Here is a 12,970-nt window from a genome sequence, read left to right as displayed (position 1 = left end):
TATGAAGAAAATGATTTAATTTTGATGATATAATGAGGTTTATTCATGATTACTTTGCAACATTTACAAATCATCAATCAGGTAATTGCTGAAGGATCGGTTACCAAAGCATCCGAAAAACTTCACCTTACACAATCAGCCCTTAGTCACCAGATAAGGGATCTGGAAGCATCGTTGGGACTCAAATTGTTTCACCGCATGGGAAAAAAAATGGTGCTTACCGAAGCCGGTGGAAAGGTATTACAACGAGCGGAAACTGTGTTACCGTTAATGGAAAGTCTCCAGATGGAACTAACACATTTGAAAGACGGGCGCCATCAAACCGTGCGAATCAGCACGGAATGTTATACCTGTTATAACTGGTTACCTGCCATCCTGCATAAGTTCAAGCAAAAATACCCTGGAATAAAAGTGGAAATCATAGTACAGGCAACCCAGCGCCCCATGCAGTATCTGGAGGAAGGAAAGCTCGACCTCGCCATCGTGAGCAAACAGGTAACTGGCAGTCCTTTCCGCTACGATGTATTATTCGATGATGAACTAATGGTGGTTACTTCCCCTCAGCATGCCTTTGCCCGCAGGAAAAAAGTTAAAGCTGCTGATATCAGCGAAGAAACCCTTATCCTCTATAGTTTTGGCAACAACGACGGACCAGTACCCGGCGGTCTTTTACAACCCAAACAAGTGATGACTTTACCACTTACCGAAGCCATTATCGAAATGGTAAAAGCAAACATGGGCATTACCGTTATGGCTAACTGGGCTGTTAAACAATATACCCGGAGTAAAGACCTCGCTGTTATTCCGCTTGACACCAGTTTGCGTAAACGTCGCTGGTACGCCTGCACGCATAAGAACGCAGAAGAACCGTTAAAACAGCTGATAACATTAATCAGGGAAGCGTTGAAGAATTAAATGATGTTTGAGTTGTATACTTTCAGGCTTTGTTTTTTTGATCAAGCAGCGTTTGGATTTTTTCTTTAGCAGCTTCCCATTCATCATCTAAGATACTGTAATAAGCAGCACTTCTTGAAGTGCCATCATCTTTGATCTTGTCTTTTCTCAGTATTCCTTCAAATTGTCCGCCGATTTTTTCTATTGCTTTTCTGGAGCGTAAATTATTCTGATCCGTTTTTATCTGAACCCGTCTTGTTTTTAGAACCTCAAAACAATGAGTCAGTAATAAGAGTTTACATTCAAGATTTACAGCTGTATTCCAATATTTTCTTATTACCCAGGTCCAGCCAATTTCTAGTTTTTTATCATCAGGAAAAATCTCAAAGAATCTTGTAGAGCCGATAATTTCCTCAGTTTGCTTGTGATAGATTATAAAAGGGTAATGATTTCCTTTTTCCCTCTCTGTCAAAGCCTTAGTATATGCAGCGCTGAATTTTTCGGGCTCTGAACAGTCTATTGGTATAAGTTCCCATAGTTTTTTATCAACCGCAGCAAGATATAACTCTTCAAAATGTATTTTTTCCAAGGGTAACAGATCAACGGTCTGACCTTTTAGAATTGTTGGATGTTTGATCCAGGGTTGCTCCATTTGTTGGGTGTTTTACTAAATGTAAAAATGGATAAAATTGGGGATATTTAATAGAATCAGTTTTGTTGATTTTGACCGGATCAGTTTTTTTATTTATTGTCAGAATCATGGTGAAGTGTCACAACCTGTGACACAATTTCAAATTGTAAGGAAAAATGTCATCCTTTTTCCTGCAACAGCAATTTGGTGTTATTCCAGGGAACTACTGTAATACCGTTACTTCTTTTTTGCAATGCGTCTCCTGCATAAATAACGGCCCCTTCTGTGGTGCCTGTAATTTTATTCCAGAATTGGAAATTTTTAAAATAGTCACTTGTAATTGTTTTACCTGCCTTTATTTCCACAGGAAATAAAGCTGTTCCTTCATCAATTATAATATCAACTTCATTACCTGTACTATCGCGCCAAAAGTATAAATTGAGAGGCAGGTTTTTGTTAAAACGCTCTTTTACTAATTCTCCAACTACAAAATTCTCGAATAAGTTACCTTTAAGTGGATGCAGGGTAAGTTGAGTTGCTTTGGTAATACCGAGTAATGAGCATGCAAGTCCAGTATCATAAAAATATAATTTGGGCATTTTTACAAGGCGCTTATTAAAATTCTGATGGTGAGGTTTCAGCAAATGAATGATAAAACTGCTTTCCAACACACTTAACCATGATGCTATGGTCTTGCTATCAATACCGGCTTCTATAGCCAGGCTATTCATATTCAGCAATTGTCCTGTCCTTCCGGCACAGAGTTTTAAAAATCTTTCGAAAACATTCAGATTACTTATATTCTTAATCTGCCTTACATCTCTTTCAATATAAGTTCTTATATAATTTGGCAACCATCTCTCAGGAGCCACCTGGTTATCATAGATTGGCGGGTAACCTCCCTGATACATTACATCTTCAATTGTCTGAGGTCGTCCTATTGCTTTCTCTGCCTCTTCTACAGAAAATGGGAGTAAATATAAATAAGCAATCCTTCCTGCCAAACTTTGAGAAATATTTTCTTGTAGCAAAAAATTATTGGACCCTGTTAATATGAACTGGCCCTTTTCTGAACTTTCATCCAATACTTGTTGTAAATAAGAGAATAGTTCCGGTACACGTTGAGCTTCATCAAATATTGCCCCTGTAGGATATTGCTCCAGAAAGCCACGTGGATCATCCATTGCAAATTGCCGGATATCAGGGTTTTCTAAAGAAACATAAGGCTTATTTGCAAAAACATGCCTTGCTAATGTAGTTTTACCTGATTGCCGCGGACCCACAATGGCTATAGCCTTAAATTGCTTGGCCAACAATTTTACTTCTTCTGTAGCTGTTCTGATGATCATAAAGCAAATTTACAATTTCGGAATTGGATTCCGAAATTGTAAAAAATACTCTTTATATTATGTTTACTATAAATGTGTATGATTTAAATTAATTGATAATCAATTAGATGATTCGATTTTAATATTAAGGTAGAATTGTAGGAATTAACGAACTTTAAGTCCCCTAGAGGGGTTTGCGCGATATTTTCAGTAAATAAGCGAGATTGAGAGAGACAGGGGAATGACTACCAGATTAGCCTAAAAAGAGTATATTTTCCCGATATATATTCTACCCAAATGAGACTGCCAGGAACCAAATGAACATGTTATAATCATCACGGCCTAAGAAACCCAAGCCCAAAGGCAGTACCTGCACCCAGCAATGCACCTGCTGCAACATCAGATGGATTATGCACACCCAGGTACATTCGGGAGTACCCTACAGCACTTGACCAAAGGAGAGAAGGTGCAATAATATACCATTTGGGATACGCTCTTGACAGCGCGGTAGCTGAGCTGAATGCTGAGGAGGTATGTCCGGAAGGGAAGGAGTATGATCCTGGTTGGTAAACTGCGGTCAGGTGTACATTTGTAATGAATGGCCGCTGCCGTTTAACCAGCTTCTTAATAAGGATATTCAACAGTGCTGTAGTGGCAGTACTGCTGGCTATATACAACGCATTCTGCTTCATATCCGGGTCGTTTTTAATAAGGCCGGTAACGAATACACCCACGGGAATGGCTACATTCACATAGTCGTTTGTATTTGAAATAAAGAGCCATACTTTTGTCTGGTTGGGTGTTCTGTGGTCTGCAAGGTATTCTAATGTTCTGTCGTCGAATTTTTGAATGGCTGATTGGGAATAAGCCGTTTTGTAAAAGATGGTAACCGCGAGCAATAATGTTATATACCTGATCTTCATGTCCTGTGTGTTTTGATTCATCTACAGGCTAAATTTAAGAAGAACATACTATTATGGTGAAAAATATATGGATTTTTAATGGCGCGAATGGTCGTTTTGCAAGTGGCGTTTTTGAAGATATAGATGAAGCAGAGAAATGGATAGGTAAATACAAACTTACAGGCGTTTTGACTAATTATCCTGTAAATATAAGTGTCTACGATTGGGCTACAGAAAATGGCTTTTTTTCTCCTAAGAGAGAAGAGCATACGAGCCCTGAATTTTCTACTGGTAAAGGAATTTTCATATTTCCGCAGCAATATCTTGATACCCGCAAATTAACCACTCTTACCGGACCTGATTATTCGCCTAGGGGTTACAAATATCTGACTGTACCTTATGCAGGGTATGATTCTTTAGTGATAACTAAAAGAAGAATTGGGTGGATTAAAAGAAGTAAAGATGGTAAGTTCGTCGGTTATTATGGATTTAAACGATAGACCTGTTAATTCTATAATTGAAAGGCCCTGCTACGTGTTGTGTGTTAGGTATGCTACTCAGCAAGGGAAAACCAAAATAGGAAATAGTAATAAGGATGTAAGAGGCTCACATGATAAAAATGCCAGCAAGGCAAAAAAGAATGATCATGAAGCAGCAGATGCCAGAAGTGCCAGGGAGCAAGCAGCAGCTGATCAAAAGAAAAACTAAATATATGAATAGAGATGAAATCATAGAAAAATACAGTGAAATTGTTAGTGTTGACTCTCTTAAAGCAAGAAAATTAATTCAAAAATTGGATTATAATGATGATCCACTTCTACTAGCGCATATTGCTCAGACGTACCTTGATGAAAGTCGTTTTGAAGAAGATGGAACTCCAAGAGAGTTATTAAAATGGAGAAAACTAAAAACGGCTGAACGATATATCGTTAAATCATTTAAACTTGATTCTAATTGTTTATTGGTATTATCTACAATGGGATCGCTTAGAAGATCATCAGGGCAAAATGATCTTGCTATTTATTGCTATGAAAAAATTATAGAACTAGGTATTAAAGGAGCAAAATCTGATAAATGCGACTTGGATAAAGACTTTGCTAAAGAGTTGATCAATGATAGTAAATTTGAATTGTATCGATTACACTATGAAGATAATCCCAGTCTATCTGAAAAATATCTGGCTATGTATAAGAAAGGATTGGAAAAAGGAATTAATACAATTTACAAGCCACTGGAAAGATTTTTGCTGGTATGATCTATTGGATGAAATTACATTTAGCTATAAATGTAAATGAAAATCGGTTAAATGCGAGAAAGAGAAATGGATATACGGGAGAAAATCATAGTAAAGCTAAAGGCAGTAATTAATTAAATTCTTATGGAGCTATATACATTTCTTATGCTTTTCAGAGGTGGAACTTACATTAGTCAAGTTTACGCGGAGCGTTTATTAGACGCCGTAAAATTATGGGGTGAGAAATTAGAACCAGATGATATTAAACATCTGAGTAAGAAAGGCAAAAGTGAATTGCTCACAGAACTAATAGATATTGAATTAGTTAACATTACTGGGATGAAGAATGTTTGGTTCTTTTGTTTCTCAATAAAAAAGGGTTTTCTCGCAGTTAATGTGATAAAAACGAGTAACATTGACAAAATGGAATCTTTAAAATAATATGAGAATAAAGTAGTTCTATCTAATGAATAATACATTTTTATCCATCAGCCGCAGGCATTGACTGCGGTTTTTATATGTGCGCTCAGCAGGATTACAAGCTATAAAGCCAGAGTTCCGAACGCATCTTGATATTGGAAAGCATTAATCCAAGGCAAGGATTTTCTCCGTGAGGATTCTGAAAGGAGTCTGCTCATCAACCATGGATATAGATATATAAAATGAATTTATCAAGCATTCAAAAGGTATAGAAAATATCGGGTGGTTTTAGTAATTTAGTCACATGAAAAAAATGATTGCTGTTTTAGCCACCCTTGCAGCTATCCATATAGCCCATATAGCCGTTCAGCAGAATCATACATTTCCGGTAACTCAGAAGAAATACGTAAATATTTTCTGTTCCAATAATTAGGAGGAATGACAATTTCCGTATTAGTTTTTAGTCGAGTTCAATGTTGTTAACCCAATAAAAAACCGGGCTTTTGTTATTAAAAACTGAAATCCGTAGCGTTATTTCCCATGAGTAAATTTATATCCTTTCCATAAGGCATCTGGTCTTCCCTTTGTGTAATAAGGCAAATATTTTGTTAACAATAAGTAATGGATTTAACATGAACAAACGTTTTTTATTATGTACTGTGGTGCTTCTGTATACTACCGGATTTCTTTTTGCTCAAGCAACAAAAAACATCCAAACAAAAAGATATGATGTTGCTGCTTTTGTTTGGCCATCTTACCACCCTGATGACTGGGCAAAGATCTTTTGGCCCGATGGTATTGGCGAGTGGCAAACTGTGATCAGCAATAAACCTAAATTTCCAGGGCATGAACAGCCCCGTTACCCATTATGGGGATATATCAATGAAGCAGATCCATATGTGGCCGAGATGGAAATTAATGCAGCAGCTGATCATGGGGTAAATGTGTTTATTTTCGACTGGTACTGGTATGACGGGATGCCTTTCCTGGAAGGTCAGTTAAATGATGGCTATCTGAAGGCAAGGAACAACAACCGGGTGAAATTTTACCTGATGTGGGCCAACCACGATGTAAACACGACATGGGATAAACGTAATTCCGACGATGCTTTTTCCAGGAAAAATCAGTCACTCATTTGGCGGGCCGATATTGACCGGAAGGAATTTGAAAGGGTTGCCATACGTTGGATTGAGAAGTATTTCAAACAACCTTCTTATTATAAAATTGATGACAAACCGGTTTTAATGATCTATGACCTCGTTAAGCTTGTCCAGGGTTTAGGAGGGGTTGAGCAAACCAAAGATGCCTTTAAATGGTTTAGAGAACAAACGGTTAAAGCGGGATTTAAAGGTCTGGAGCTGCAGCTTTCTATGAGGAAAGAAACAGACAAAGGATTGTCCGCAATACCGGGGGACAACATAGGTACACAAAAGGATGTGGTTGAGAAGCTTGGCTTTAATTCGCTCACCCATTATCAGTTTGTACATTTTACCAATGTGGACAGGGATTATAATGTTATTTTAAATGATGTGATAAAAGAGTGGAAGACTGTTTCCAACAGCTATGCTGCCAAATACTATCCCCATGTGTCAGTAGGTTGGGATGCCAGCCCCCGCACTTATGGTTTGCAACCGGGTATTGTAAAAAATAATACACCAAAGAATTTTGAAAATGCACTTATGGAGGCAAAAAAGTTTGTGGATGCCCATCCCAACCAGGCACCATTAATCACTATTAATAGTTGGAACGAGTGGACAGAAACCAGTTACCTGATGCCTTGCACTATGTTTGGATACGGCTATCTGGAGGCAGTGAAAAATGTATTTGGAAAGCAATAGGAAATAGTTAGGCAATCTCCGTAAAGATTCTATCAACCATAGTCATATAAACTGAATTTATCAAGCATTCAAAAAGTATAAATAAAGTATAAATAATATCGGGTGGTTTTAGTAATTTAATCACATGAAAAAAATGATTGCTGTTTTAGCCACCCTTGCAGCTTTCCATACATCGTATGGACAGGTAACCATTGAAAATCTGCTCTCCGTCCCTTTCCCTACTGAGTTGAAAAGTTCGCCTGATGGTAAACATATCAGCTGGGTCTTTAATGATAAAGGGGCCAGGAATGTTTTTATAGCTGATGCTCCTGCGTTTACGCCGCGACAGGTTACTCATCATAGTACGGATGATGGTCTGGATATTACAAATCTTTCATTTACGGCCGATGGCGGTCGTGTTTTATTTACAGAGGGTAATCCTGCCAATGGTTCAGGAGAAGCTGCTAATCCGGCCTTATTGCAGGAAAAAACAGGACAATCCATATGGGTAGTGAATACGGATGGTTCCGGATTGCGGAAAATTGCTGCAGGTGATAATGCCCTGGGTTCTCCCGATAATAAGGTGGTAGTATTTGTTTCAAAGGGAAAAGTATGGAAGGCCTCACTTACAGATACAGTGAAGGCAACTCAGTTGTTTGAAGCAAGAGGTAATATCTCTGATCTTCGCTGGTCGCCCGACGGTAAACAGCTTGCCTTTATCAGCAACCGGGGAGATCATGCTTTCCTTGGTATTTTTGACATCACACATACATCCGTACAATACCCGGACCCTTCTGTTGATATTGATATGCAACCTGTGTGGAGTCCGGACGGGAAATGGTTGGCTTATATCCGTGTACCAAACAGGAAAGACTTACTACCTTTTACTGAGCGCCGGAAAGGCCTACCATGGAGTATACGTTTGCTAAACACGGAAAATGCACAGGCAAAAGAGTTATGGAAAGCGTCTGAAGGCGTGGGAAGTATTCTGTATACAGCAGTTCCTGATACTTACAATCTGCTGTTATGGACTGCCGATAATCAACTGGTATTTCCCTGGGAAAAAGATGGCTGGCAACACTTGTATGCAAAAGATATCTTTTCCGGCGCTGCTGCGCGTTTGTTGACGCCAGGAGAAGGTGAGGTGGAAAATATGGTGCTTTCAATGGATGGTAAATCTGTAGTGTATAATACCAATATTAACGATAGTCATCGCCGCCATATCTGGAAGGTAGCTGTAAGCAACGGCAAACCGGTACAGTTATCAAAAGGCAGTGGTATTGAATGGTCTCCTGTAAATACAGAGGCAGGCATAGCCGTTATTCAATCCTCCGCTACCACTCCTGGCTGGCCAGTGTTGCTTAAAAAGGATAGTGTCACCGAAAAGATTGCAGCTTCCTTATTCCCTTCTGTATTTCCAAAGGAATCACTTGTTGTACCACAACTGATTTCCTTTCCTGCCAAAGATGGGATGCAGATATATGGACAGTTGTTTTTACCACCCGGTTACCAGAAAGGAGGGAAGTATCCAGCTCTGTTGTTTATGCACGGCGGATCAAGAAGGCAAATGATTCTGGGCTTCCATTATATGGGGTACTATTCCAATGACTATGCGATGAACCAGTATTATGCATCCAAAGGGTACATCGTATTGGCTGTGAATTACCGCAGTGGCATAGGTTATGGCATGGAATTCCGCGAGGCCCTGCATTATGGTGCAAATGGTTGCAGTGAATACAATGATGTAATTGGTGCGGGTTTATACCTGCGCAGCAGAGCAGACGTAAATGCCCGGCGTATAGGCTTATGGGGTGGCTCTTATGGCGGGTATCTGACAGCGATGGGCTTATCCCGGAATTCGGATGTATTTGCCTGTGGGGTAGATATACACGGTGTACATAACTGGAATGAAGAAATGAAAAACTGGATCGCCGATTATGATCCGTCTGCAAGAGCAGCTTTTGCTACGACAGCTCTTGCCTCTTCGCCAGTACATTTTGTGGATGGCTGGAAATCGCCTGTGCTGTTTATTCATGGGGATGATGACCGCAATGTACCTTTTAGCGAAACCGTGAATATGGTGGAGAAGATCCGGGAGAGAAAAGTGTATTACGAAGAACTGATCATCCCTGACGAGATTCACGATTTCTTACTGCATAAAACCTGGATAAAAGGTTATCATGCAAGTGCTGATTTCTTTGAGAAGATGATGAAATAAAATAGAGAGTTAAATAACACCAGCATATACTGACTTCATTAGAAACCAGTATATGCTGGATATATATTACAAACCTGCCTTCAAACTATTTCTCAGCTGGCTAAGATATTCAGTAACTGATCTGGCAGAGCCTGATGCAGGATCCTGAACAGCACAGCCCCTGATAACATAACTGCTTACATCAGCAATCTGCCATATCGCTCCTCCTGTCATACCAGGATAATCCTTTTTAAATGTAATCATTTCAGCTTTGATCTCTTCAACTGATTTACTGTTATGATTAGTGGCGCATGTGCTAAATGCACCGCGACAAAGAAAAATAGGGTAAATGGGAATATGAGTTTTCAGATGGTTATTCCAGTCTCCGGGAGAATTACCTGTACCTCCGTCATAGCATTGTACATAAATCGCATCTACAAGGCCTTTTTCAGATCCCTTAATAATTTCATTCCAATAGCTATACTTTGTATACGGACAAAGCGACAAATGCATGTTCAGTCTGCCGACTACCTTCCCCAGTGCTATTATTGATTTGCTATCATATACGGATTCATCGTCGATATTAACTGCGTCCACGCCTATCTCTTCCTTAAATATTTTACATATCTTATACAGGGTACTGTTATTACCAATACCGGTTACTATTCCAGGAATAACCGCAGCAGGATCTGACCAGTCTTTTATGAAATCGTATGTGTTAGGTGGCTGGTTAATCCATCTGCCTTCTAATAAGATTTCAATACGTGTAACGGAAGAAGGCTGGTTTTTTAAAGAAGCTACACGTTTGAGCCATTCTTTATTACCAACATATTTACCATCATGAATGATCGGGGTTCTGCCATCATCGCCCGAAAAAACGTCCCCATTAGATTTGATGTAAAAACTTGATAAAACAACTGTGGTAAAACCTGATTCCCTTAAAATTTTATAAGTGGTATCATTACCTGGATAGATACCTCTGCCAAACATAGTATAATTTTTGGCTGCAGGAGATGAAGGGTGTGATAAAATGCCCGATGCCATCAGGCAGATAGATAAAAGTAGAAATTTCATAGTGTGGGTTATTAATCCGCCCAAATTAATGAACTAAATTTTATAATCTGTTACCGTATATCATAATTAATGAAAGCTTATATTGCAATAACATTGGTTGTTATTTTATTCATAATTAAACCCGGCTATAATGGAAAAGTTCCTGAGTAATATATTCAAACAAGACCCTTCAGAGATTAAAGGGATGAGGTTAAGGAGAGTTGATAGCAGGTTCGTAGTGAGTCTATAGTTGAAACACACATAGAACACACCTTGAACACTCCTTGAACATTCTTAGAGCACAAACAGGTGCTCAAGATTTGTTCAAAGGGAGCTTTATGTATGTTCTAATCCCAATCTTAAGCACTATTCTGTTTTCTTCAGTTGCCAGAAACTAATCGTTCTTCTCTTTTTAAAACCAAGATATTCATAGACTTTGATAGCCCGTTCATTGCTTTGTAATACATGCAAGAAAGGAATATTTCCCTTGTTAAGATTGGCATTGCAGAGATGGGTGACTAACTGCTGTGCATATTTCCTTCCGGTATAATCAGGGTCAGTAACAACCGCGCTTATTTCTGTTAAATGTTCCGGCTGGATCCGTTCACCTGCCATTGCGACTAGCTTATCTTCCTGCCAGACTCCATAGTAATCGCCCAACCGGCGCGTATCTGGTACGTACAAGCCGGGTTGCACTTTGTTGATCAGGTTAAACATATCAATACTGTGAGAGGCTGTAAGCGGGGAAATAGCTACGGCATTTTCCACAATAACAACAGGTTCCTGAAGAATCATCTGTACACAAGGTAATTCTTTTACCAGTGTACAGGAGGATGGGAGAGGAGGTAACTCTCCTATGATATAAAAAGTTTCTCCTGCTTCCAGTAAGCTATCCAATTCATTGGCTATATCAGGCATTGAATGGTCATAAGCCACAAAAGATAATATATCACGCTGGTAGCGTTTTATATGTGCTGTACCTGTGGCAAATTGTTGTTGAGGGCCGGTAAGTGCCCACCACGCAGGATTATCGAGCTTTTCAAATGGCATGTTCGTTAATTAATCTTATTACAGCAATATCGTCCGTTGGCCTATAGCCATATTTATGTTCCAGCTTTTTCAATTTCAGATCAAGCATTTCTTCATCATCAGTTCCTGTTTTATCTTTTACCAAAAATTTGATCGGATCTATTTCAGGATCAGTAACATCATTCCTGAATTTTTTAAACATGGTAATACCATCAGTTGCTATACTGATATCTTTGATTTCATGAAACGATATTTTCTGAGATAAGGAGGCATACCATTTTTCAAAGTCTTCATTCAGATGAAAACCAAGGTAATCAGGTTTATTATCCTGATCAAATTCTGCAATTACTCCATTGATATTGACCAGGCCATCCCCGATAACTAATACAATCCCCTGTTGACTGCTACTATCTGTTAAAAGAATAATTAGCGTTGTTAAAAGGTCTTTTTGTTCCAGGAGTAGTTGTTGCCGGATATTTTTCAATTCAAAGAATAATTCCTCAATGATAGATTTCAGATAATCTTCCATTGTGGGGAAGATTGGCGAAAGTCTGTAAAGTTCTTTATAATTCCTGGTTTTGCAGATCTTCTTTAATATTTTTCCTACTAGGGTAGAAACGAAGTAACTATCGCGGCCCATTGTGCAACCATCCATAACAGCCAGGAGCTTTTTATCTTTCCCGGGATCTTCGATAATAAGGTAATCTTCGCAATGGTTTAGATGAAATTCACCAATTTGCAATGTAGAGTAGATCTTCATATTCTGTAGGGTACAAAAATATGATTTTTTTACTCTTGTTCGGGTAAATATCAAGTTAAAATAAAAAAGGGAGCAAGTAAACCCCCAATAGTTTATATGTTTGGATTATCACACTCAAACCATAAAATTTGGATAAAGATTAAAAAATTCCTGGACAGCCGCTTTTACCAATTTTTTAATCCTTTCTTCTACTAAACTCCGGCTTCACTTATAAGTATCTCTACTTCAGGAATAGGAGTATTTAACACTTGAGAAATTAATTCTGTAGCAAATCCAAGTTCTTTCATCCTGATGGCCGTTTGCTTTTGTTTTTTGGCCTCACCTTTCGCCTCACCTTTCGCCTCGCCTTCTGCCACACCTTCTGTTCTCCCTATCTTATAAAACGCATCATCTTTTACCTTGAAAAATGTTCGTATTGATATCGTCCAATAAACAACTAAAGTCTATACGCTTGAAAAAGCCAGATAGAATTAATACCAAATGGGTGCAGCCCACAATCCCCACCGGAATCCAAAGTTATGGACCTACTTTTCCAATGGCATCGAAAATCCTCCCTGAACATACAGTTAAAAAATATTTAAAGCTTAAATGAAGCATAGACAAAGCATATCTCTTCCATATAACTAATCTCACGCAATCTCTTTTTTGAGCTGTTGGAGTTTCCTTTCCAGGTAGGCTATTTTTGCTTGTTGCCGCTTTTGTTTG

15 protein-coding genes are annotated in these 12,970 nt (G+C 38.7%); 7 read left to right on the top strand and 8 right to left on the bottom strand.

From position 1 onward, the window contains the following. Positions 1-45 precede the first annotated feature (45 nt). Complete coding sequence (locus tag BM176_RS30845) at positions 46-915, top strand: LysR family transcriptional regulator (RefSeq protein WP_090108267.1); 870 nt, start codon at positions 46-48, stop codon at positions 913-915. Positions 916-937: 22 nt separating this feature from the next. Here BM176_RS30845 and BM176_RS30840 read toward each other — a convergent pair whose 3' ends face one another. The 3 genes from BM176_RS30840 to BM176_RS30830 all read right to left on the bottom strand — a co-directional run bounded on the left by BM176_RS30840 (position 938) and on the right by BM176_RS30830 (position 3,797). Next, positions 938-1,546: a GNAT family N-acetyltransferase gene (locus BM176_RS30840; RefSeq protein ID WP_090108266.1), complete on the bottom strand. Its 609-nt coding sequence runs from the start codon at positions 1,544-1,546 to the stop codon at positions 938-940. A 158-nt stretch (positions 1,547-1,704) separates the two neighbouring features. Further along, the gene (locus BM176_RS30835) at positions 1,705-2,874 is read right to left on the bottom strand and encodes an ATP-binding protein (RefSeq protein ID WP_090108265.1); all 1,170 of its coding nucleotides are present in this window, start codon (positions 2,872-2,874) and stop codon (positions 1,705-1,707) included. A 314-nt stretch (positions 2,875-3,188) separates the two neighbouring features. After that, the gene (locus BM176_RS30830; protein ID WP_255373621.1) at positions 3,189-3,797 is read right to left on the bottom strand and encodes a phosphatase PAP2 family protein; all 609 of its coding nucleotides are present in this window, start codon (positions 3,795-3,797) and stop codon (positions 3,189-3,191) included. 32 nt (positions 3,798-3,829) lie between these two features. Between BM176_RS30830 and BM176_RS30825 the strand changes: the two genes are divergently transcribed. The 6 genes from BM176_RS30825 (at position 3,830) to BM176_RS30805 (ending at position 9,444) form a co-directional block, all read left to right on the top strand. Then, positions 3,830-4,255, top strand: a complete 426-nt coding sequence (locus tag BM176_RS30825; RefSeq protein ID WP_090108264.1) for a DUF7710 domain-containing protein — start codon at positions 3,830-3,832, stop codon at positions 4,253-4,255. A gap of 146 nt (positions 4,256-4,401) precedes the next feature. Next, positions 4,402-5,010 carry a hypothetical protein gene (locus BM176_RS30820; protein ID WP_143097961.1) on the top strand — a complete coding sequence of 203 codons (609 nt, stop codon included), beginning with the start codon at positions 4,402-4,404 and terminating at the stop codon, positions 5,008-5,010. A 123-nt stretch (positions 5,011-5,133) separates the two neighbouring features. After that, entirely contained in the window at positions 5,134-5,430 is a 297-nt protein-coding gene (locus BM176_RS30815) for a hypothetical protein (protein WP_090108262.1), read from the top strand. Between the two features lie 283 nt (positions 5,431-5,713). Next, the gene (locus tag BM176_RS33025) at positions 5,714-5,842 is read left to right on the top strand and encodes a hypothetical protein (protein WP_255373620.1); all 129 of its coding nucleotides are present in this window, start codon (positions 5,714-5,716) and stop codon (positions 5,840-5,842) included. Positions 5,843-6,041: 199 nt separating this feature from the next. Beyond that, entirely contained in the window at positions 6,042-7,247 is a 1,206-nt protein-coding gene (locus BM176_RS30810; protein ID WP_090108261.1) for a glycosyltransferase WbsX family protein, read from the top strand. A gap of 124 nt (positions 7,248-7,371) precedes the next feature. Next, positions 7,372-9,444: a S9 family peptidase gene (locus BM176_RS30805; RefSeq protein ID WP_090108260.1), complete on the top strand. Its 2,073-nt coding sequence runs from the start codon at positions 7,372-7,374 to the stop codon at positions 9,442-9,444. Positions 9,445-9,510: 66 nt separating this feature from the next. Here the strand turns inward: BM176_RS30805 and BM176_RS30800 are convergent, their stop codons facing one another. The 5 genes from BM176_RS30800 to BM176_RS32815 form a co-directional block, all read right to left on the bottom strand. Then, positions 9,511-10,497, bottom strand: coding sequence for a hypothetical protein (locus BM176_RS30800; RefSeq protein WP_143097960.1), 987 nt, complete (start codon positions 10,495-10,497; stop codon positions 9,511-9,513). 345 nt (positions 10,498-10,842) lie between these two features. Then, entirely contained in the window at positions 10,843-11,526 is a 684-nt protein-coding gene (locus tag BM176_RS30795; RefSeq protein ID WP_090108258.1) for a GNAT family N-acetyltransferase, read from the bottom strand. Then, a complete protein-coding gene (locus BM176_RS30790) occupies positions 11,516-12,265 on the bottom strand; it encodes a protein phosphatase 2C domain-containing protein (RefSeq protein WP_090108257.1) in 750 nt (249 codons plus the stop codon). The genes BM176_RS30795 and BM176_RS30790 overlap by 11 nt, the downstream gene beginning before the upstream one ends. Before the next feature lie 191 nt (positions 12,266-12,456). Continuing rightward, positions 12,457-12,621: a hypothetical protein gene (locus BM176_RS32650; protein ID WP_177230604.1), complete on the bottom strand. Its 165-nt coding sequence runs from the start codon at positions 12,619-12,621 to the stop codon at positions 12,457-12,459. A gap of 160 nt (positions 12,622-12,781) precedes the next feature. Further along, a partial coding sequence (locus BM176_RS32815; protein ID WP_218162318.1) for a hypothetical protein occupies positions 12,782-12,970 on the bottom strand: 189 nt, incomplete at its 5' end.

The sequence above is a fragment of the Chitinophaga sp. CF118 genome (genome assembly GCF_900112615.1).
In the GTDB taxonomy this organism is placed as follows: Bacteria; Bacteroidota; Bacteroidia; order Chitinophagales; family Chitinophagaceae; genus Chitinophaga.
The sequence above is the reverse complement of the archived record's forward strand: the minus strand, read 5'-3'. Positions and strand labels throughout refer to the sequence as shown.